Source organism: Bacteroides sp. CACC 737 (genome assembly GCF_013874375.1).
Lineage (GTDB): Bacteria > Bacteroidota > Bacteroidia > Bacteroidales > Bacteroidaceae > Bacteroides > Bacteroides uniformis.
Genome location: NZ_CP059408.1, coordinates 2,461,426 through 2,483,113, shown reverse-complemented (window position 1 = coordinate 2,483,113; position 21,688 = coordinate 2,461,426). Strand labels below are relative to the sequence as shown.

The window sequence follows — 21,688 nt, the reverse complement described above, 5'->3', positions numbered from 1 at the left end:
AAAAATAAATAAGATGAAAATAGTAGATTTATTGGGAGGACAGGCTGAGTACTACCTGAACCATACATGTAAGACGATAGACAAACAACTTATCCATATTCCGGGACCGGATATGATAGATAAGGTATGGATGAATTCCGACAGGAATATACGCACCTTGGAGAGCCTACAAGCCCTGTACGGGCACGGGCGTTTGGCCAATACCGGGTATGTCTCCATCCTGCCGGTGGATCAGGGGATAGAACATTCTGCAGGAGCGTCTTTCGCCCCCAATCCGCTTTATTTCGATCCCGAAAACATCATAAAGCTGGCCATTGAAGGAGGATGCAACGCCGTGGCATCCACATTCGGAGTTCTGGGAGCTGTGGCACGTAAGTACGCCCATAAGATTCCTTTCATCGTGAAGTTGAACCATAACGAGCTGTTGACTTATCCGAACAGCTACGACCAGGTAATGTTCGGTACGGTAAAAGAGGCATGGAACATGGGTGCTGTAGCTGTCGGCGCTACCATTTATTTCGGTTCGGAACAAAGCCGCCGCCAGATAGTAGAAGTGTCACAGGCTTTTGAATATGCCCACGAACTGGGAATGGCTACTATTTTATGGTGCTATTTGAGAAACAGCAGCTTCAAAAAGGATGAAACCGACTATCATGCCGCTGCCGATTTAACAGGACAAGCCAACCATATCGGGGTTACCATCAAAGCCGATATCGTGAAGCAGAAGCTCCCATCCAATAACGGCGGTTTCAAGGCTATCGGATTCGGAAAGACAAACGAGCGTATGTATTCGGAACTGACCACTGACCATCCGATAGACCTTTGTCGTTATCAGGTGGCGAATGGCTATATGGGACGTGTCGGATTGATCAACTCGGGCGGGGAATCCCATGGGGAATCCGACCTGCATGATGCCGTCGTAACGGCAGTAGTAAACAAGCGTGCAGGTGGTATGGGGCTGATCAGCGGTCGTAAGGCTTTCCAGAAACCGATGAAAGACGGAGTTCAACTTCTGAACACCATTCAGGACGTATATCTGGATTCTTCAATAACCATTGCATAAAGGAGAAGTATCCATGAAAAGAATAGTGTTATTACGTCATGGCGAAAGCCTATGGAACAAAGAAAACCGTTTTACCGGATGGACGGACGTGGATTTAAGCGAGAAAGGAGTCGAAGAAGCCTGCAAGGCAGGCGATGCATTACGGGAGGCCGGATTTTCTTTTGAGGCAGCTTACACTTCTTACTTGAAACGTGCCGTAAAAACGTTGAACTGTGTCCTGGACCGGCTGGATGAAGACTGGATTCCGGTTGAAAAGACCTGGCGGCTGAACGAGAAGCATTACGGCATGCTTCAAGGACTGAATAAGAGTGAGACGACGGTCCAATATGGTGAAGAACAAGTACACATCTGGCGAAGAAGCTATGACGTGGCTCCCGCTCCGGTAGGCAAAGATGATCCCCGTAATCCGGGCATGGATATCCGCTATGCCGGTGTGCCAGATAGGGAACTTCCCCGTACGGAATCCCTGAAAGATGCTATTGGGCGTGTCATGCCTTACTGGGAATGCATCATCTTTCCCGCATTGATGTATAAGGACAGCCTGCTGGTAGTCGCCCATGGCAACAGCCTGCGCGGAATCATCAAGCATCTCAAAGGGATTTCCGATACGGATATTTCCAACCTGAACCTGCCTACGGCGGTTCCTTATGTCTTTGAATTTGACGACAGACTGGTTCTTGTCAAGGACTACTACCTTGGAAACCCGGAAGAGATACGGAAACGGACAAAGGCTGTAGCCGAACAAGGTATGATCAGACGATAAAAGTCAGTCAATCAGACTGGATTGTATTGTCTTTTTGAATATTTTATTTATTAACAATTAAAAAAGGAGGTAAAAATGGTACCTGTAAAAACAAACTCAAACTGGTTGCCGAGTATTTTTAACGATTTCTTCGAGAATGAGTGGCTGGCAAAAACGGGAGTTACGGCTCCTGCCATCAATGTCATTGAGAATGACAAGGACTACAAGGTTGAAATGGCGGCTCCCGGAATGACAAAGGATGATTTCAAGGTGAATGTTGACGAGAACAACAACCTGACAATCTGCATGGAAAAGAAAGAAGAGAAGAAGGAGGAGAAGAAAGACAAGAAGTATCTCCGCCGCGAATTCTCATATTCCAAGTTCCAGCAGACCATCCTGCTGCCTGAAAATGTGGAGAAGGATAAGATCTCCGCAAAAGTCGAACACGGGATTCTGTCCATTGAAATCCCGAAAATGAAGGAGGAAGAAAAACAAAAAACTTTCAAGGCTATCGAGGTTAAATAATTCCAGATCTGGAATGTCGTAAGGTCGGACAGGCTTTTCTTGTTCGGAAAAGCCGTCCGACCTTTAACAGACACTTCCGGAACAGGGAACCGGCACAACCGATGAAGGAATTCAATTTTGAAAAAGAACTACTTGGCGTACAGGACGAACTGTTCCGTTTTGCGTACAAACTGACAGCTAACAGGGAGAAGGCGGAAGACCTGTTGCAGGATACCCTGCTCAAGGCAATGCTTCACAAAGAAAGTTACAACAAGAACACGAATTTCAAAGGGTGGCTGTTTATCATCATGCGCAACACGTTTATCAACGGTTACCGGGCGGAGGTCGGTCATACCCGCCTGTACATATCCTCCGATCCTGCATATTATTCGCGGATCATGGACGAGTCCCGTACAGAGGAGGTGGACAAGAACTATGACCTGGAAAAGATACGTAATGCCATCAAAAGTGTACCGGAGTCACATTTCATACCTTTTGAGATGTACCTGTCAGGATTCAAATACCGTGAGATAGCGGAAAGAACCGGCGTGAGTTTGGGAACTATAAAGAGCCGTATTTTTCACTGCCGGAAAAAACTGAAAGCTATATTGGCAGAATGAAACAAAACAAGAACTGAGATAGATGAAAAAAGATGAATATATAGGAATTCTGACTTCCGGAGGGGACGCTTCCGGAATGAACGCGGCTATCCGTGCCGTGACCCGCGCCGCTATTTTTAACGGATTTAAAGTGAAAGGAATTTATAGAGGTTACGAGGGGCTGATTGCCGGTGAAGTGAAAGAACTCACTACGGAAGACGTAAGCAGCATTATCCAGAGGGGAGGTACCATACTGAAAACAGCCCGCTCCGAGACTTTCATCACTCCCGAAGGACGCAAGAAAGCTTATGAGATCATACAGAAAGAGAACATCAATGCATTGATAATTATCGGTGGAGACGGTTCCCTGACGGGAGCCCGGATCTTTGCGGAGGAGTATGATGTGACGTGCATAGGATTGCCCGGCACCATTGACAATGATCTGTACGGCACCGATTTTACCATAGGATATGATACGGCCCTGAACACCATCGTGGAGTGTGTGGACAAAATCCGGGATACGGCCACCTCGCACGACCGCATTTTCTTTGTCGAGGTGATGGGGCGTGATGCGGGCTTCCTGGCACAAAACAGCGCAATAGCTTCCGGTGCTGAAGCGGCCATCATTCCGGAAGACCGGACGGACGTGGACCAGTTGGAAACATTCATCGGACGTGGATTCAGAAAGACGAAAAACAGCAGCATCGTAATTGTGACCGAAAGTCCTGAAAACAAGAATGGAGGTGCCATGTATTACGCCGACCGGGTAAAGAAGGAATATCCCGGATATGATGTCAGGGTTTCTATCCTGGGCCATCTGCAACGGGGTGGCGCTCCGAGTGCCAATGACCGCATACTGGCAAGCCGGCTGGGTGAAGCCGCAATCCAGGCCTTAATGGAAGGCCAGCGAAATGTTATGATAGGCATACGGAACAACGAGATTGTTTATGTTCCTTTTGTCCAGGCAATCAAAAAGGACAAGCCTATTGACAAAAGCCTGATCCGGGTCCTTAACGAATTATCGATCTAAAATAACCGTTAATATGTCAGAAGTTGCTCCTTTAATATCGGATCTTGCCATAATTCTGATTATTGCCGGTATTGTAACCGTCATTTTCAAGTGGCTGAAGCAACCGGTCATATTGGGCTACATTGTAGCCGGTATTATGGCGGGTCCTTCCGTTTCCCTGGTCCCGACTGTTTCCGATCCTGCCAATATCAAAATATGGGCGGACATCGGTGTCATTTTTCTGCTGTTCGCGATGGGACTGGACTTTTCGTTCAAGAAATTGATAAATGTGGGCATTACGGCTATCGTTGCCACTGTCACTATTGTATGTGGCATGATGTTCATAGGCTATACAGCGGGGAATGCAATGGGGTTCTCCCACATGAGCAGTATTTTTCTGGGTGGAATGTTGTCCATGTCGTCCACGGCCATCGTATTCAAGGCCTTCAATGACATGGGACTTCTCCAACAGAAATTCACCGGCATTGTCTTGGGGATTCTTGTCATCGAAGATCTGGTGGCGGTAGTGATGATGGTTATTCTTTCCACGTTGGCGGTAGGCAAACATTTTGAAGGGAAGGAGATGCTGGAAAGTATATTGAAGCTGGCCGCTTTCCTGATTTTCTGGTCGGCATTGGGTATCTATCTGATACCTACCCTGCTGAAGAAGATACGCCGTTTCACCAGCAACGAGATTTTATTGATAACCTCTCTGGGACTTTGCCTGGGAATGGTGATGATTGCGACAAAAGCGGGATTTTCTGCCGCATTGGGAGCCTTTGTCATGGGGTCCCTGCTGGCAGAGACCGTTGAAGCGGAAAAAATCGCACATATCGTACAGCCGGTAAAAGACCTGTTCGCTTCCATATTTTTCGTGTCGGTGGGAATGATGATCGATCCTGCCATGATGTGGGAATATGCCGTCCCTATTCTTATCCTGACATTGCTGGTACTGTCCGGTCAGGTCCTGTTCGGGAGCTTTGGTGTCCTGCTTTCCGGCCAGCCGTTGAAAATTGCCATACAGTCCGGCTTTTCACTGACACAGGTCGGTGAGTTCGCATTCATCATCGCATCTTTAGGCGTCAGTCTGAATGTCACGGACAAGTATCTCTATCCGGTTATAGTGGCCGTATCTGTCATAACGACTTTTCTTACCCCCTATATGATACGGCTTTCGGAACCGGCATACCGGTTTATAGACATCCACATGCCTGGATTCCTGAAAGATTATCTCGTACACTATACGTCCGGGGCAATGACTGTAAAACACCAGGGCACTTGGCATAAACTGATCCGGTCTATGCTGGTGTCTGTCACACTCTATCTGGTCGTATGCGTTTTTTTCATCACTTTATATTTTTCCTATGTGCATCCTTTGATTAGGAAAAGTCTGCCGGGAATGGAAGGGAACTTGTTGGGCTTCATCATCATCTTTCTTGTCATATCCCCGTTTCTATGGGCCATCATCATGAAAAAGAACAATTCAGCCGAGTTCCGTAAACTCTGGACGGACAACAAGTTCAACAGAGGGCCTTTGGTATCAATCGTACTTGTCAAAATACTGATTTGCACGATTATCATGATGAGTATCATTACCCATCTTTTCAATGTTGCCTTGGGAGCCGGGCTGGTAGTTTCTTCCCTTATCATTGCCGTCATTTATTTCTCCAAGCGGATCAAGAAACGGTCGCTGACTATAGAGAGACAATTTATGGCAAACTTTCAAGGGACGGATGGGAATGGACTTTCTACAGAAAGTGATACAGGCTCCACCCTTGGCAGCAATATCCCGTTCAAGGAATTACATTTGGCGGATTTCACAGTATCCCCTGATTCCATATATGTGGGCAGAACATTAAAAGAAAGCAGCCTGCGCACCTTGTTTCAGATAAATGTGATTTCAATCACCCGTGGAGAAAAACGCCTGGATATACCACAAGGGGAAGAGCATCTCTATCCATATGACAAGGTTACGGTCGTAGGTACGGACCGGCAGTTGGAAAGCTTCCGGACATCCATGGAGCAAAAGAAGGTAGAAAGGAACGGGAACGGAACATCCTCGCAGGATGAGATGGAAATAGGGCAATTTCCTGTCGAAGGAGGTTCACCATTGATCGGAAAGACGATCCGGGAGGCAGACATATCGGATAGCATCATTATCGGAATAGAGAGAAGTACCGTGAATATTATGAATCCAGACCCTGATACAATTTTCAAGGAGAATGATACGGTATGGATTGTCGGTAAACGAAAAATAATAAAAGGATTGAATAAAGATTAGAACTTATTTAATTTAATATAAAATGTCATGGAATATTCAAGTTATAATGTAAATACCCCTCAATGGAGGGAGATTACAGTAGGTTCACATCTTCCTGCAGAACTGCGGAAGCTTGCAGAAATCGCACATAATCTCTGGTGGACATGGAATGATGACGTAAAGAAACTGTATTGTGATTTGGACCCGGGACTTTGGAAAGAGGTGGAACAGAATCCGGTATTGTTTCTGGAGCGGATAAATTATGAAAAGCTGGTAGCGCTGGCACATGATGAGAACTTTGTCTATAAAATGGATGCCGTCTATTCCGCCTTCAAAAAATACATCGATGTGGAACCGGACCACCAGCGCCCGTCAATAGCTTATTTCAGCATGGAATACGGCTTGGATGAAGTTCTTAAGATATATTCCGGTGGTTTGGGAATGTTGGCGGGGGATTACCTGAAAGAGGCGTCGGACAGCAATGTGGACCTTTGTGCCATAGGACTTTTGTACCGTTACGGTTATTTTGACCAGTCGCTTTCCATGGACGGCCAGCAGACAGTCAATTATAAAGCGCAGAATTTCGGGCAGCTCCCGATTGAAAAGGTAATGCAACCGGATGGGAAACAACTGGTAATCCACGTCCCCTATGCCGACAGTTTTGTGGTACATGCCAATGTTTGGAAAGCCAGTGTGGGGCGTATCCCCCTTTATCTGCTGGATACGGACAATGAACTCAACAGCGAGTTTGACCGCCCTATCACTCACCATCTGTATGGAGGTGACTGGGAGAATCGGCTAAAACAGGAAATTCTGCTTGGCATAGGCGGGATGATGACGCTGAAAGCTTTGGGTATAACGAAGGATGTATATCACTGTAATGAGGGGCATGCCGCATTGATCAATATCCAGCGGCTTTGTGATTACATAAATGGCGGCTTGAATTTTGGGCAGGCCATGGAGCTGGTACGTGCTTCCTCACTTTATACCGTACATACTCCCGTACCCGCTGGTCATGATTATTTTGACGAAGGGCTTTTCAATAAATATATGAAGGGATATCCTGGCAAGTTGGGTATAACCTGGGATAACCTGATGGATCTCGGGCGTCACAATCCGGGAGACAAGGAGGAACGTTTCTGCATGTCTGTCTTCGCCTGCAAGACCTGCCAGGAGGTAAACGGCGTCAGCAAGTTACATAAATCGGTATCCCAGCAAATGTTTGCGCCGATCTGGAAGGGATACTTCCCGGAAGAGAACCATGTGGGTTATGTAACCAACGGGGTACATCTGCCTACCTGGTGTGCGGCAGAATGGAAAAAGCTTTTCAAGGACAATTTTGATGAGAACTTTTTCTGTGACCAGTCCAATCAGAAAATCTGGGAGGCTGTCTATGGCATCCCAGATGAAGAGATATGGAATACCCGGTTAAAACAGAAAGCAAAATTGCTGGACTATATCAAAAGCAAATGCAGCAAGGACTGGCTCAGGAGTCAGGTTGATCCGGCATTGAGCGTTTCCATTTTTGAGAGATTCAATCCCGATGCCCTTCTAATAGGTTTCGGACGCCGTTTTGCTACATATAAGAGGGCTCATCTTCTGTTCACGGATATAGACCGACTTGCTAGGATCGTGAATAATCCGAAATATCCGGTACAGTTCATCTTTGCAGGCAAAGCCCATCCCAATGACGGTGCCGGGCAGGGACTGATCAAGCAAATCGTGGAAATATCCCGGCGCCCGGAATTTTTAGGTAAAATCATATTCTTGGAGAATTACGACATGGACCTGGCGCGCCATCTTATCTCGGGTGTGGATATCTGGATGAATACCCCTACGCGGTTGGCAGAAGCTTCGGGTACGTCGGGCGAGAAGGCATTGATGAACGGTGTGCTTAATTTCTCCGTGCTGGACGGTTGGTGGTATGAAGGATACCGCAAGGATGCCGGATGGGCACTGACCGATAAAAGTACTTATCAGAATGAACAGTACCAAAACCAGCTGGATGCCGAAGCCATCTATTATTTGTTGGAGCATGACATCCTGCCACTATATTACGAGCATGGGGGGAAGAACTATTCGGAAAACTGGGTCAAGTATATCAAGAACTCAATCGCACAAATCGCTCCCCATTTTACCATGAAAAGACAGTTGGACGACTACTATGACAGGTTCTATAACAAGCTGTCAGAGCATTTCCATATTCTGGCAGCCGACAACTTTGCGAAGGCGAAAATGATGGCTGACTGGAAAGCAAACGTCCGGAGCAGATGGGATGCCATAGAAATCAAATCCATAGAGGCTGGGAATGGGCTGAATGCCACGGTTGAAGCCGGAAAGGAATATGAGGTGACGGTTGTCGTTGATGAGAAAGGCCTGGATGACGCAATCGGAATAGAATCGGTCATTATCAGGCATGAAGGCGGTCAGGATCACATATATGAGGTAATTCCCCTTTCGTCAGTTTCCAAGAATGGGAATTTATATACCTTTAAGGCGACATCCGGCATTTTCAACGCCGGAAGCTTCAAGCAGGCCTTCCGTATGTATCCCAAGAATGCTTTGTTACCTCACCGGCAAGATTTCTGTTATGTACGATGGTTTTAATGAACAGTAAAAGGATATGCAAAAACAACGTATGAGCGGGCAAAATCAAAAAACAGATAAACGGATAGCATGGCCGATCATCATCATGAACTTCACGGGAGTGTATGACTACGAGGCGTTTGCCCGGAACAATAAGTTTATATGGCTGGACTGTCGTCATCTTTATGGTACAGAGGGCTACTGTGACAGGGATGGTACTTTGGCTTTGAAGCGGATGATTGCTGATTATCCGGCGGAGGGAGTCCATTTCATCGATTCAGGCAATTATCATTATTTGACTAAATTCTGGACAGACAAACTCGAAACTCCGTTTTCGCTGATTGTGTTCGACCACCATCCCGATATGCAGCCACCGTTGTTTGACAACATACTTTCTTGCGGAAGTTGGGTAAAGGATATATTGGACCATAACAACAACTGCAAGAAAGTAATTATCGTAGGTGCTTCAGACAAACTGATACAGGCTGTGCCGAAAGGATATGAAAGACAAGTCCGGTTTTACAGTGAAACTACGCTCATGCACGAAGAGGGTTGGCAGGACTTTTCTTCCGGACATATCAACGGGCCGGTTTACATTTCCATAGACAAGGATGTCTTGAATCCGGCTTCGGCAGCAACAAACTGGGATCAAGGTTCTCTCAGCTTATGGGAATTGGAGAAACTGCTGGCTGTTATTCTTCAGAAAGAACAGGTAGTGGGCATTGACATCTGTGGGGAATGCTCCACAACACTCAATCTTTTTGAAGAAAAACGGGAAACCATCATGGATAGCCGGGCAAACAAAGAATTGCTCAGACTTATCCGGTCATCCTCCGGCCTTCAATAGAATTAGTTTTTTCTTGTTATTATAATTTATCATATAAAAATAATTTAGCTTTATGAAAACAATTGTTCGAAGAATTGGGCTTGTTGCACACGATGCAATGAAAAAAGACATGATAGAGTGGGTTCTCTGGAACTCGGAACGTCTGATAGGACATAAATTCTATTGTACGGGTACAACCGGTACACTAATTAAAAAAGCCCTTGAAGAAAAACATCCTGAAATCAAATGGGATATCACAATCCTGAAATCTGGTCCTTTAGGAGGTGACCAGCAAATTGGTTCGCGGATCGTAGAAGGAGAAATAGACTATCTGTTCTTTTTTACAGATCCGATGACACTACAGCCGCACGATACGGATGTGAAAGCATTGACCAGACTGGCTGGAGTTGAAAATATTGTTTTCTGCTGTAACCGTTCGACTGCGGACCACATTATTACGAGTCCTTTATTCACTGACCCAACTTACGAACGTATTCATCCGGATTATACCAATTACACGCAGCGTTTTGAAAACAAGGGAATCATATCTGAAGCAGTGGAGCAAGTGAAAAAGCGGAGGAATAAAAGTGAGAATAACATTTCCAAATGAACTGTAATAAGTAGTAGCATATTTATAAGGCTATCTAAGAAACAAGTTGTTTACATCTTTCAGAACTGGTATCTACTGAATGGTAATCTGCTTCCACCAACCAGAAGGGTTGGTGGAAAGAAACCACTTATAAAATATTTCGCTTCCTTTATGCATCCCAGTCGAAAAAGGACAAGGGCATTGCGGGTGTACATCACTCCTTTCACCTTCTTGTTTAGTCCTTCCAGCAAAGTCTTGCTACCAGTTTTTTCTGGAACTACCTTGTGAAAAATTATGCGAAAATCGCCTTTCTGTGCCCGGATTCATCCGCAGGATCCCATGCCAAAGGGACATGGAACATGCCGGTAGCTTATCCCCCACGACTCCGGAGCATCAGGGGGTAGGGACGGTTTGGCGGCAGGTTGCCGTTAAACCGTACGATTTTCGTTTAACGAAAACACAACTTGCTGTCCGCAGGGGCGGACCATGTTTCTCCAATAATTATTGTGTATCAGACCATTGTGTGGCTATTTTCCTGTGGTTTGTGGGGCTTTTCCATCAGATATTTGCCGGCTGTTCTCCCCATTAAAGGATAGATATATCTCCATGACCATGTGACTTACGCCCATAATTCGGGGATAAGGAGGCGAATATACGGAAAATCTGCCCTTTACATGCCCTATTGTCCATTAATGGATTGCTACTTCTACACTTCTGCAAATGGAGAATAACAGGTAACCGTATACGCCTTATTGTTTTTTCATCGTCTCCATTAATGGATTGATACTTCTACACATCTGTAAATGGAGAATAACAGGTAGCCGTATACGCCTTATTGTTTTTCTTCATCGTCTCCATTAATGGATTGCTACTTCTACACATCCGCAAATGGAGAATGACAGGTAGTCGTGTGTGACTTATGTTTTTTCTTTATAATCTCCATTAATGGATTGATATTTATACACTTCTGCAAATGGAGATTTTGAGATATCTATATCCGGAAGGATGCGTGCTCCCTTCGCTCCCGGCTATCCCTATTTTGATATCCGGCTATATCGCAATTCTGTGATAGCATTATCCGGATAGCGTATCATATGGCTATATACAAATATGGCTACACTATAATTCATGGTTGTGATGGAGATGGCTTTTCCTATCCGGTAACAGACCATGATGCCACGAGGAAAAAAGCGACAGCCGCAGAGAAAAAACGGATGGCAGGAACCATTATGGAATCTGGTAAATAGAAAATCCGGTACATGCGAATTCAGGCGATCATCCCGGATGGTAACCTGTCAAAGAGGCTTTTGAGACATTTGAAATACCGATAATAAAAAAAACGAGATCAGGTATTTTGGCGGATGGCGGCAGGATTGCCGCCTCCGGCCCTTCCGAGTTTGTACGCGTCCTGCGTGAGCGCAGCTGGTTTGACAGCGGGTGCACCGACGGGGAGTACATGGTGAATTTCTCCGGGCGGTACAGGGAACTGCACGGGGTGACGGTGAGGACCGACACGCCGGAGCATTTCATGGACGACCTGAAAAAGTACGGTTACATCAAGGGCTGAACAGTCCGTTCCTTTATTATTACACTCCCTGCCGGTTTGGGGTCGCTTCACTTCCGGTGGGGATTTTTCTTTTTTCATCGCCGTGACGCACCCGTCCTTCAGGTTTTCCAAAGGGGGGCGTGAAAACCGACCGGCTACGGAGTATTTTTCCTTCCCATATGACAAAAACCGACTATCCATGACTATTCCTGCCAGTGTACCGGTCGCGCTTGCCTCTCATGGTTTCTTCCCTTATATTCGCACTGACATTTAAACAAGTTGAAAAATATGGAAATATGCTACATCGAGGCCGGTGTCCTTGAGAGGATGCTGGCACGCGCCGAGAACCTGTCCGCACATGTGGACAGACTGTATGAGAGAAACCGCTGTAAGGAACCCGGAGAGTGACTGGACGGCCAGGATGTCTGCCTGCGCCTTGACATCTCGCCACGTACCCTGCAGACACTCCGCGATACCGGACGGCTGGCGTTCACCCGCCTCCAGCGCAAGTTCTATTACAAGCCAGAGGATGTGGAGAAGCTGATGGCCTACGTCGGCATCAGACGCAAGGAGAAGGCAATGAGAGAAGGAAGGAAGAACGGAAACCTTTAAAGAGCGGAAGAGATGGAAGGCATTATCGACAAGGAGAACGAACGTGTCCGCAGGTTCTTTGCCCTGCTGGACAACATGGAGAAAAAAGTGGAGCGTCTTGCCCGTGACAACCGTCCTCCCTTCAACGGGGAACGGTTCCTGACTGACAGGGAGCTTTCTGGAACGTTGAGGATCAGCCGCAGGTGCCTGCAGGATTACAGGGACCAAGGGCGGATTCCCTATATCCAGCTTGGCGGGAAGATCCTGTACAGGCAGTCGGACATCGAGAAGCTGTTGGAGGAGAACTATCACGCAGCATTGGTATAATATCGTATTCAAGTTTAAGGATTGCCGCCGGAATCGTAAATACAATTCCGGCGGCAATTTTTTTATTTAGCCTGCGGCTTCCTTGTCGGCCGCAGGCTTTCTTCTTTCCATCAGCCGGTCCATGTCCGAGGATATCTTCCGGTCGGTGACCTGGGCGTAGACCTGCGTGCTGTCGATATTCGTATGGCCCATTATCCTGGCGATGCTCTCTATCGGAATGCCCGCGGTCAGTGTCAGGGTCCCGAACGAATGCCGGGCCATGTGGTAGGACAGGTTCTCTTTCATGCCTAATGCCACGCCCATTCCATGTACCTCGTACCAGAGGACATCGCGGACCGGCAGCGGGAATACCGGCCTGTCGTCATCCGTGGTGTTGTAAAGATCCAGTATCTGTCCGGCTATGGGATGCAGCGGGATGAACGCCTCCACGTCCGTTTTGGCGCGGCGGATGCGGATATACCTTCTTCCTTCCGAGGTCGTTCCGATGTGACGGGGATGGAGAGCCCTCGTATCCGCGTAGGCCAGACCGGTCAGCGAGGAGAAGATGAACGTCCTGCGCGCCAGCTCCATCATCGGGTCGGGCAGCGGGGTTTCCATCATCCGCTTCAGTTCACTGCGGCTGATATGCCTTAGTTTAGGTGCTTCTTTCCTCTCGTATGCCACGTCCTCTATCGGGTTGGCACGCAATACTTCCCGGTCCACGGCGATGTAGATGAGCCGGTTGAGCCAGCACAGGCAGTGGTTCACGTGTCCGTTCCTGTGTCCCAGCTCCTTCTTGAGAAAGACCTTGAACGATTCGGCGAACTCTTCGGTGATGTCCGAAAAGGCGATGTCCTTCATCCCGCGGGATTCGATGAACTGCCTGAGGTTAAGCTGCGTGGTCTTCGACTGGCGGTAGGTGGAGGTGGAATTGATCTCCTTGGAGCGGACCCTGAGCCGTTCGCGTTCCACCTCTCCGGCCTGCAGGAGGTATTCCGGCACGGAATTGGCACCGGATACGGTGGTCTTGAGCAGCTCGGCCGTGACCACTCCCTGGTTCCTTAGCAGGTTCCCGTACGCCTCTTCCAGCCGGCTTCGGAAGGCGGCAAGGCGGTTGTTCTCCCTGGCTGTTTTGATTTCACACTTCTTGCTGTCCCAGTCTCCGGGTTTGCAATAGATGCCTGTCGTGACAGCCGATTTCTTTCCGTCGATGCTGATCCGGCAGAGGACGGCGGTCGTGCCGTCCGATTTTACCTTGTTACGGTTGATGTAGAATAAAAGCTTAAATGTACTGCGCATGATAATGATTGTTTAATTGTTTAAGGATTAAAGAATAAGTTTCAAATCGCGGGTTGCCTCGACGAACCTGTCCATGTCCTCGAACAGTCGCTTCGGAGTTACACGGGCATATATCTGGGTGGTCTTTATGTTGGAGTGTCCCAGCATTTTGCTGATGGTCTCGATCGGCACTCCCTCCTCGAGCGTGACCAATGAGGCGAAAGAATGCCTTCCCATGTGGTAGACAAGGTCCTGGCTCAGCCCCGCCATCAGGCGCAGGGATTTCATGTTGGCCCTGAGCGTATGGTAGTCCTGCGGCGGGAAGAGGGTGATGCGGGTATCGTCACGGTACTTCTCGATCAACGCGAGTGCTTCCGGCAGCAGCTTGACGCGTCCGAGGTAGTCAGTCTTCTTTCGCCGGTATTTCAGCCAGAGGCTGCCCTCGTCATCCCGGAAGAGGTTCTCCCGGGTGATGCTTACCGCATCGGCATAGGCGGTGCCGGTGTAACAGGCGAAGAGGAAGAGGTCCCGGGTGATGACATGTGACCTGCGTTTTTCCGGTATCTCCAGATCGCGTAGCTTCTCGAAATTCTCCCGGCTGAGTGCTTTCGGTGTTGTCTCCTTCTGCTTGGGCAGCTTGAAGTGGCAGAAATGGTATTTCTCCGAGTGCCCCTCCTTGTAGGCGATGCGGCAGATCTTTTTCAGGATGGACAGGTAATGGCGCACCGTCTCCATTGCCAGTTTCTTCTTTTCCAGGCAGAAATCCTGATAGTCACGGATGAACTGCTCGTTGAGCTGTCCGAAGGCGAGGTCCGAGACCTTGAATTCCGTTTTGATGAATTCGGCAAGGGTGCGCCGGGTGTACACGTAGGTCGACATTGTCGTCGGTGCACGGTCCACGCCGACACGGGCCTTCATCTCCTCATTGTGCCGGTCGAGAAGTTTGAGCAGGGTCATCTGCATGCCCGCGTTACCCTGGAACATGTCCCTGACCGCGGCGGCATCGAAATCCTTTTTCCTTTCCATGAGGGAATTGAAGGCCGAGTGTACGGCAAGCAGCAGCCTCTCTATTTTTTCATTGGTCTCCACCGCTTCCCGGCTCTTGCCATTCAATCGGCTCTCACGCGCGTTCCATAGCCCGGGGGTACAGGAGAGCTTGCAGCTGAACTGCGCCATCGTGCGGTTGAGGGTGATCCGTCCCATGATCGGGGCCTTGCCGGTCTTGTCCGGCTCGCTCTTTTTCAGGTAGAGCAGCACCTTGAATTTTTCCACTTTCATAACGCTCTTTTTTAGGTTGTAAAAATACTCCTTTGAAAAGCGTCCTTTGGCATGCAAAACATTGATAAACAGTGAATACAAATCTGCTTTGTTCCTATCGGTAAAAATTCGGTTACCTGCCGTTGTTTTCGAAACAGGCGGCTAACAGTCTGGTAACTGAAACGTCGCAATATTTTGTTTTCTTTTGCAGGTCTGTCTGTTCTGCAAATCTTGCAAAATGCTTAATTATAAACGTTTTACGTTTAATTATCGTCATTCTGTTTTTTATTGCATTTCTAAATATTACTTACGTTGCAAGACATACGGCTGCAACTTTGAATTTGTCTTTGGGAACACCTATAGAAACGGTTTCTAAAATAATGGGGCACACTAAAATTTCTACAACTCAGATTTATGCGAAAATCTTAGACCAGAAACGAAAAGAGGCTGTAGATAAGCAGAATGGAATATTTGATTAACCCGAAAGTATATTAATTTTTATGGAATTTGTTCAAACAGAAAAATATGAGAACACGATTTGGGAAGGTATTCGTTATCTTTCACCAATGCCGTATGTAAAAAAGAGGGAGGTAGCATGTCAGGTGTTTAATCACTTAAATCGTTTGAATTCTAATAAAGTCGTAAATGAAATATTAGCAAATCCTCTCCCGATTGAGCCTGTATGGAAGTATTATAAGTCTAAACTTAAAAAATCGTTAACTCCTTTCCATTATGATAGGAACTCAGAAATGGTTTTTATTGATGGGAAACCGTATGTTAATCTTGATGATTTGCCTACAATAGAAGAATGTGATATATCATCTGCGGATTGTGATATTCAGGTATGTATTCCTCATAAGATATATGTGGCTGGGATAGGTGAATCTATTGTTATAGGAGGGAAAAGTTCTTATGGCGATATTGCGGGTAAAATAGAGGAGGCTATTAATTCCTTAAAACAAGCTGTTGAAAATAATTTAGCGATAAATTTAGAAGAAGAAAAAGATTTTTTTCAAGATACTGTGCTAAATGAAAATCAAAGTAAAAATAAAAAATGTTTTCAAAGGAAGCAGTTTTTACATGGATATAATGAAAAACAAATAACTAAACTTCATGAACTTCTGGTGTTGGAGAACTTTTTAAAAGATGATTTGGATAGCTTGTTATATTATTGTGGCTTGAGGGATGTATTATCAGGGAATGAAAAATTAGAGTGGCTTAATTCAAAAACTTCATTAGCTTATCTGATTGATAAAATATATTCGACTCATTTTAATGAGTTATTTCCAGAATTAATGGTTAAAAAAATTTTTGTGATAAAAGTTAATGGTGAAAGTAAGTCGTGTGAAAATCTTAGGCAACTATTAAACCAAGTAACATCTTTGCCACCAAAGTTAAAAGGAAAGAGGGCTTTAATTTATAATAAATTAGATAGAATTATAGATGAGGTAAATGAGGCAGCCAAGTAAAGGTTGCCTTTTTTATTTACTTCTATTCAGTAAATAAATTTGTAATAAAAGTCTATAGGATAGTTTGTTAGTTCTTCTCAATTTTGCACTAAAATCAAAAAATAACATATATATGAGAAAAGAAATAGAAGATGAACTAACTGCTATTAAGCAGCTCTTGTTGTTGGGAACAAAAAATGTTCTCAATATGGATGATGCCAGTTTATTGACGGGATTTTCCAAAAGTCATCTATATAAATTGGTATGCGCAAAAGAGATTCCTCACTTTAAAAGTAAAGGAGGTAAAATCACGTATTTTAAGAAAGATGAGTTGGAAACATGGATGCTCAATCATCGAGTGGCTACTCACGAAGAGATAGAGCAGCAGGTGGCAAATTATTCAATTACGAGAAAGAAAGGCTGAATAATGAAATGGTATTATTCCTTATATAATAAGGGGGAAGTGCACTACAAAATTGGTATATAAACTATAATAACATTATCTTATGTATGACACAATTAATTTCTACCACCACGATAAGGCTTTAGATTTGAGTTCTCTCAATCAACATCTTGAGAAGGTGAAGAGAATTACAGATGAAGAAACTGGAGAGTGGCTTTATAGTTGGGTGAAGATAGGTGACTTCAAATTTCAGTTTGGTATGAACTGGTTAAGTGCTACTGGTAGCCTTCCTCGTTTAATCTATCCCGACAACACATTCATGTTGAGTCGTGCGGATTCTCGAACTTGTATCGAGATATTATCCGATAAGCTGCACTATGATATGACTCTCGTAGATGTTACACGAGTGGATGTTGCAGCTACATTCGCAATGAAGCAACCAGTTAAATTATATTTGGATTGTTTGGGCGAATTAGCCCATTTTAAAAGGATAGGTAGCGTAAAAGACGAAACCTTGTATTACCGACAAGGAAACAAAAAACTCGGACAACAGTTCTGCTTTTATGATAAACTTCGAGAAGCTCTTGATGAACGAAAGATAACCCCGAAGGGAATAGAAGGCGAGAACTTATTACGTTATGAACGGCGGTGGTATGGTAGACTTCCTGCACAACTAAAAGAACCGGAAGTTAAAGGGCGCACCTTGTACGATGAGAGATTTTATCACAAGATAATGGAATTATGGGCAGAATCTTACTTTGCAATCGCAAAGAGAAAAACTCTCGTTGATGATGCTATTGGAATGATTAGAACTCCCAAAGAGGGCTTTTACTACGTCATAGCAAAAGCCTTGCAGATGCTGCCTATAGACTTTGTTTCAAAAGAAATTACAACCATGCAAATGTACGGTGTCTATTCCTCTCCAAACTCCTATTCACGTTTACGAGCTATGTTCCGAGAAATTCAGAACCAAGTGAATATAATGCAAGAAGCGGAGTTAATGAGGGAGCTAAATGAGAATATTGGCAATATATTAAATAATTTAAATTCATAGTATAATGAAAGACTATGTTAAAGGAGTTATAGTGGAAATAACCACAGCTCCACAGTATAGCCATATCAGGCTATTAAAAGAATGCTCGAAAACAGAGCACTATGATATAATAGAAAATATCTCTTCCCAATTGCAGGAGATGAGTATCGAACGTGTAAGGGATGGTTTTCATCTTAGAGGGCATGGCGATAACTATGCTGTTCAAGTCACACCCAGCCAAATTGAAATATCTTGTATTCCCAGTTTGTATCAATCCATTCTATCTATGGTAGAAGATGCCGAAAGCATATTTGGAGTTCCTTTGAACGGATTCAAAATTATGCAATTAGGATATAAAGTAAGCTTGTTGACTAACTATAAAGAAGTTCAACCTGCTTTGGAGAAATTAGCTTGTCCGTTTACCGAAGAGGAAAGCGGTTATATGGAGAAGCTTTATAGGAAAGGCGAACCTGCCTTATTCTTTGCTACTGGATATCCGAATTTCTTTTTTAGGAATAGTGACAAGCAACTCAACATGTATGCTTCCCAGTCGGGATTTTTGAAAGACACTAATTTTCAGCTTTTGACATTTGAACTGTGTCTTTTCAGGCGTTTCCCAATCAGAATCAGAAATAAACATCTTGTTGATTTCATTGGGAATGAAAATGTATTCAGGCAGGAGCTTACTTTCCAACTGTATCAAAGTTATATTGAGTTGAGGAAAGAAGCCGCAGTGAGGTTGACAACTGCTGATGATAGTTCAGGGTTTTATTCAGCTCTTGATGCGGAGTTCAAAAAAATAAATGAACAGTATGGCTGGTAGTTTCATCTTCTAAAAAAGAGGTCAGGAATGGCTGTTTTTTAGCCCCCTGACCTCTTTTTCTAAAAGGTAAGGCAATCGTAGGTTTGAAGAATTTCTTCCTGACGAAGCCCTAAATATCGTTTGGTGATAGCAACCGAACTATGGTTGAACAGCTCCATTAATTTGATTAAAGCAAGTTCCGAGTTCTCCCCATTCATTGTATAGACCTGCCTTCCGAAAGTCTTTCTGAGGCTGTGACAAGAGAAGTTCTTGATTTTTAGTCGGTACTTCCTTCTCACCTCTTTAAGAACGACATTAATCCGTTGGACTGTGAACACCGTTCCTTTCTGGCTTATGAGGATTGGCGCATTAACCCCGACCGGATTTATATGCTTGTAACATTCTTTGATGTGCTGCTGTAACTGGGGATTGATTCTGATTATTCTTTGCTTACCAGTCTTTTTCTCTATTATCGTAAACTCGTCCGTACCAAGTATCTGCTTCCACCTTAAAGCGAGAATATCAGATATTCTTAAACCAGTGAAGCATCCCAAAGATATGAGAAGTGAAATCTTATAATTTCCGTCTTTGGCTAATTTACGGATTAGGTTCATTGCATCCGACCACACGAGATAGTCTGCTGTGGTAGTTGAAAATTTTAAGCTCATTATATTCAGTTTTATATCAATTTAATTATAAGTGAATATTTATTTTTTGACGATATATATAGAATGCTGATTAGTAGCATAATGTTCACTTCTGATAAAAGTGAATATTTTATCTCGGTCAGATTACGAGCACCCATATCAGATACCCACTACCTGACCGAGATAGAAGCCCTATAACTGTCCTTCATCGGCAAAGCTGTAATAGCTATCATCCGTTAGAATAATGTGGTCCATGACCGTTATTCGCATAATCTCGGCTGCTTTCTTCACTTGCTCCGTCAAGGCAATATCCTGCCGACTGGGGCGTAGTTTTCCGCTTGGATGATTGTGCGCGAGAATTATAGCCGTAGCGTTGGTAAGCAAGGCTGCTTGCAGGATTATCCGTACATCAGCACTCGTTTCGGTTATTCCTCCTTCCGAAATCTGTGTATAGCCTAAGACCTCCTGCGCTTGGTTCAGGAACACCGTTTTAAAATATTCCTTATAGCCGATTGTACCTTCCCTGAACGTAGGTAGTAACATTCTGTACGCATCGAAAGATGTAGCGATTTTTCGCTTCTTTCTAACTGTTGATTTATAGGAAAGCTCCACCTCTCCCGCTTGATAATCTATATCCATGATATGTGATGTTTGATTAATTAATAAAAGAGGACACCATGCTGATGATATCCTCTTGATAATAGTTGTCTGTACTTTATCAGATGAACGGAAGATAAGTATCATCCAGCACACCGCTGTCTATTATCCGTTTACACAGCTTATGTGATGCTTGGTTCCTGAGGTCTGTCCCATAGCTGTCGTCACCTACCATTCGGATAACCGCCACTATGGTACGCATCAACTCTTGCTGTAGGGTGCGGTGGTAGAACCGGGTGCTTTCTGCAAATCTCTTGGGGCTCCAGCCCATATCATTTAAGGCTCGTTCCAGTTCCTGTGCTGCCTTGTATTCACGACTGTTTTGTAATTCCATATTATTGTAGTTTTAGGAAGTTCATAAAATAAAGAAAGGACAACTAATTGAATAGCTGCCCTTTCTTCTCTCTCAATCAACACCACTTAGCCCAAGAACCAAGCGTATTTGTTATCAATTCCTTGCAGGACGTTGTTAAGCCCTACACTGACTTCCGTAGCATTTACGGCTCGTTGCAGATAAGTATCAATGTAGCTGCCCTTGTTAGCCTGCGTTAAAAGATTATGAAAATCGAACATGGATATAGCATTATCCTTTGCTCCGAACACTTCGTTGTGGTAGTAGTCGCGACAAACAGAATTAATCTGGCTGTCGGTTATCAGTAATCTTGGAACTGCTTTCTGTCTTGCAGGTGACAATGCTTGGTACATCCGCATCCGTCCTACGATTTGCGCAAACTGGGTTTCGGATAGTGAGGTGTCGGTAAGCATCTGCATCAGGTGGATTTCCTTTGCAGGATTAAAACTGTGGAACAGTTCAAGCACGTTGCGATAGAGTTCACTGATGCTCGTCACCTCCATGTTGTATTTCAGCCCTTCACCAGTTAGCACCTGATTGGAACAGATATGCACTCTCCAACCGACAAAGACGGAGAACTTCTCTATTCCTTTGGTGGCTCGGTACAAATTAAGGTCGCTGTAGTTCCGCACTCCACCGATGCACAATTCAAGTCGTTGCCCTCTTACCGTTTCGGTAATGGTTGGGATGGTAAAAGCAAACGCAAGCCGTTGGTAGAACTGCGTCTTTTCGCATTCTAAAAGCTCTGAGGCTTTCTTTCCCAATGCTTGCGGTACTCTGCCTCGGACGATGTGTGACACCCTTATATCGGGGTTATTTACCCGTTCTCCTGCATAGAAGGAACTGGCTGCATCATGCACGCAGGATATAAAATCTTGGTGGGCGATAGTCAGCTCTTGGTTCGCCCATGTTGGAACGACACACTTGTTTGCAAGCTCGTTCATGGTGATTGCATCGGTATTTGCTTCAAGAAAATTGACACCCGACTTTGCTGCCATTTCGTCTTGGATAACGGTTGCTTCTTCTGCAAACTCACCCAAATTCAAAGATTCTCTACGCTGTGCCGCATTGGGCATGATTACTAAATTTCTCATAACAGTAAATTTAAAAAGTGAATATTGATTGAATAGGGCAGATACCGGGTATTGCTAAGGATTGCTCCGTACATGTATCTGCCTGAATAGCGATTT

23 protein-coding genes are annotated in these 21,688 nt (G+C 45.0%); 17 read left to right on the top strand and 6 right to left on the bottom strand.

Annotated features, from left to right (window positions below; translation table 11 throughout):
* The first annotated feature begins 13 nt into the window (after window positions 1-13).
* The 12 genes from H1A11_RS10905 (at window position 14) to H1A11_RS10850 (ending at window position 12,642) form a co-directional block, all read left to right on the top strand.
* Entirely contained in the window at window positions 14-1,063 is a 1,050-nt protein-coding gene (locus H1A11_RS10905) for a class I fructose-bisphosphate aldolase (protein WP_005825795.1), read from the top strand.
* 13 nt (window positions 1,064-1,076) lie between these two features.
* On the top strand, window positions 1,077-1,826 hold the full coding sequence (gene gpmA / locus H1A11_RS10900; RefSeq protein WP_005825796.1) for a 2,3-diphosphoglycerate-dependent phosphoglycerate mutase: 750 nt from the start codon (window positions 1,077-1,079) through the stop codon (window positions 1,824-1,826).
* Window positions 1,827-1,901: 75 nt separating this feature from the next.
* Window positions 1,902-2,330 carry an Hsp20/alpha crystallin family protein gene (locus H1A11_RS10895; protein ID WP_005825798.1) on the top strand — a complete coding sequence of 143 codons (429 nt, stop codon included), beginning with the start codon at window positions 1,902-1,904 and terminating at the stop codon, window positions 2,328-2,330.
* A gap of 101 nt (window positions 2,331-2,431) precedes the next feature.
* Window positions 2,432-2,929, top strand: a complete 498-nt coding sequence (locus tag H1A11_RS10890) for an RNA polymerase sigma factor (RefSeq protein WP_005825799.1) — start codon at window positions 2,432-2,434, stop codon at window positions 2,927-2,929.
* Window positions 2,930-2,951: 22 nt separating this feature from the next.
* Entirely contained in the window at window positions 2,952-3,938 is a 987-nt protein-coding gene (gene pfkA, locus H1A11_RS10885; protein ID WP_005825800.1) for a 6-phosphofructokinase, read from the top strand.
* A 13-nt stretch (window positions 3,939-3,951) separates the two neighbouring features.
* Entirely contained in the window at window positions 3,952-6,198 is a 2,247-nt protein-coding gene (locus H1A11_RS10880) for a cation:proton antiporter (protein WP_005825801.1), read from the top strand.
* A 27-nt stretch (window positions 6,199-6,225) separates the two neighbouring features.
* Window positions 6,226-8,784, top strand: coding sequence for an alpha-glucan family phosphorylase (gene glgP / locus H1A11_RS10875; protein WP_005654457.1), 2,559 nt, complete (start codon window positions 6,226-6,228; stop codon window positions 8,782-8,784).
* 16 nt (window positions 8,785-8,800) lie between these two features.
* The gene (locus tag H1A11_RS10870; RefSeq protein WP_005825802.1) at window positions 8,801-9,610 is read left to right on the top strand and encodes an arginase family protein; all 810 of its coding nucleotides are present in this window, start codon (window positions 8,801-8,803) and stop codon (window positions 9,608-9,610) included.
* Between the two features lie 52 nt (window positions 9,611-9,662).
* Window positions 9,663-10,199 (top strand): methylglyoxal synthase, encoded by a 537-nt coding sequence (locus H1A11_RS10865; RefSeq protein ID WP_005654459.1) that lies wholly within the window; start codon window positions 9,663-9,665, stop codon window positions 10,197-10,199.
* A 1,333-nt stretch (window positions 10,200-11,532) separates the two neighbouring features.
* Complete coding sequence (locus H1A11_RS10860) at window positions 11,533-11,745, top strand: hypothetical protein (RefSeq protein ID WP_173022543.1); 213 nt, start codon at window positions 11,533-11,535, stop codon at window positions 11,743-11,745.
* 387 nt (window positions 11,746-12,132) lie between these two features.
* Window positions 12,133-12,336, top strand: a complete 204-nt coding sequence (locus tag H1A11_RS10855) for a helix-turn-helix domain-containing protein (protein WP_074668675.1) — start codon at window positions 12,133-12,135, stop codon at window positions 12,334-12,336.
* Window positions 12,337-12,348: 12 nt separating this feature from the next.
* Entirely contained in the window at window positions 12,349-12,642 is a 294-nt protein-coding gene (locus tag H1A11_RS10850; protein WP_005641696.1) for a helix-turn-helix domain-containing protein, read from the top strand.
* Window positions 12,643-12,708: 66 nt separating this feature from the next.
* On the opposite strand, the gene H1A11_RS10845 is transcribed toward H1A11_RS10850, so the two are convergent.
* Window positions 12,709-13,920: a site-specific integrase gene (locus H1A11_RS10845; RefSeq protein ID WP_155144032.1), complete on the bottom strand. Its 1,212-nt coding sequence runs from the start codon at window positions 13,918-13,920 to the stop codon at window positions 12,709-12,711.
* A 27-nt stretch (window positions 13,921-13,947) separates the two neighbouring features.
* Window positions 13,948-15,177 carry a site-specific integrase gene (locus H1A11_RS10840; protein WP_181757198.1) on the bottom strand — a complete coding sequence of 410 codons (1,230 nt, stop codon included), beginning with the start codon at window positions 15,175-15,177 and terminating at the stop codon, window positions 13,948-13,950.
* Window positions 15,178-15,491: 314 nt separating this feature from the next.
* Between H1A11_RS10840 and H1A11_RS19745 the strand changes: the two genes are divergently transcribed.
* The 5 genes from H1A11_RS19745 (at window position 15,492) to H1A11_RS10815 (ending at window position 18,863) form a co-directional block, all read left to right on the top strand.
* Window positions 15,492-15,635, top strand: a complete 144-nt coding sequence (locus H1A11_RS19745; protein WP_370528662.1) for a hypothetical protein — start codon at window positions 15,492-15,494, stop codon at window positions 15,633-15,635.
* 21 nt (window positions 15,636-15,656) lie between these two features.
* Entirely contained in the window at window positions 15,657-16,625 is a 969-nt protein-coding gene (locus H1A11_RS10830) for a hypothetical protein (protein ID WP_181757197.1), read from the top strand.
* A 112-nt stretch (window positions 16,626-16,737) separates the two neighbouring features.
* Window positions 16,738-17,028 carry an AlpA family transcriptional regulator gene (locus tag H1A11_RS10825; protein ID WP_181757196.1) on the top strand — a complete coding sequence of 97 codons (291 nt, stop codon included), beginning with the start codon at window positions 16,738-16,740 and terminating at the stop codon, window positions 17,026-17,028.
* Between the two features lie 82 nt (window positions 17,029-17,110).
* On the top strand, window positions 17,111-18,061 hold the full coding sequence (locus tag H1A11_RS10820; protein WP_181757195.1) for a phage/plasmid replication protein: 951 nt from the start codon (window positions 17,111-17,113) through the stop codon (window positions 18,059-18,061).
* A 4-nt stretch (window positions 18,062-18,065) separates the two neighbouring features.
* Entirely contained in the window at window positions 18,066-18,863 is a 798-nt protein-coding gene (locus tag H1A11_RS10815) for a hypothetical protein (RefSeq protein ID WP_181757194.1), read from the top strand.
* 59 nt (window positions 18,864-18,922) lie between these two features.
* Here H1A11_RS10815 and H1A11_RS10810 read toward each other — a convergent pair whose 3' ends face one another.
* The 4 genes from H1A11_RS10810 to H1A11_RS10795 all read right to left on the bottom strand — a co-directional run bounded on the left by H1A11_RS10810 (window position 18,923) and on the right by H1A11_RS10795 (window position 21,592).
* A complete protein-coding gene (locus H1A11_RS10810) occupies window positions 18,923-19,510 on the bottom strand; it encodes a tyrosine-type recombinase/integrase (protein WP_181757193.1) in 588 nt (195 codons plus the stop codon).
* Window positions 19,511-19,681: 171 nt separating this feature from the next.
* A complete protein-coding gene (locus tag H1A11_RS10805; RefSeq protein ID WP_181757192.1) occupies window positions 19,682-20,128 on the bottom strand; it encodes a RadC family protein in 447 nt (148 codons plus the stop codon).
* A gap of 79 nt (window positions 20,129-20,207) precedes the next feature.
* Window positions 20,208-20,480: a hypothetical protein gene (locus tag H1A11_RS10800; RefSeq protein WP_181757191.1), complete on the bottom strand. Its 273-nt coding sequence runs from the start codon at window positions 20,478-20,480 to the stop codon at window positions 20,208-20,210.
* An 86-nt stretch (window positions 20,481-20,566) separates the two neighbouring features.
* Complete coding sequence (locus H1A11_RS10795) at window positions 20,567-21,592, bottom strand: DUF3871 family protein (RefSeq protein ID WP_181757190.1); 1,026 nt, start codon at window positions 21,590-21,592, stop codon at window positions 20,567-20,569.
* Window positions 21,593-21,688 lie beyond the last annotated feature (96 nt).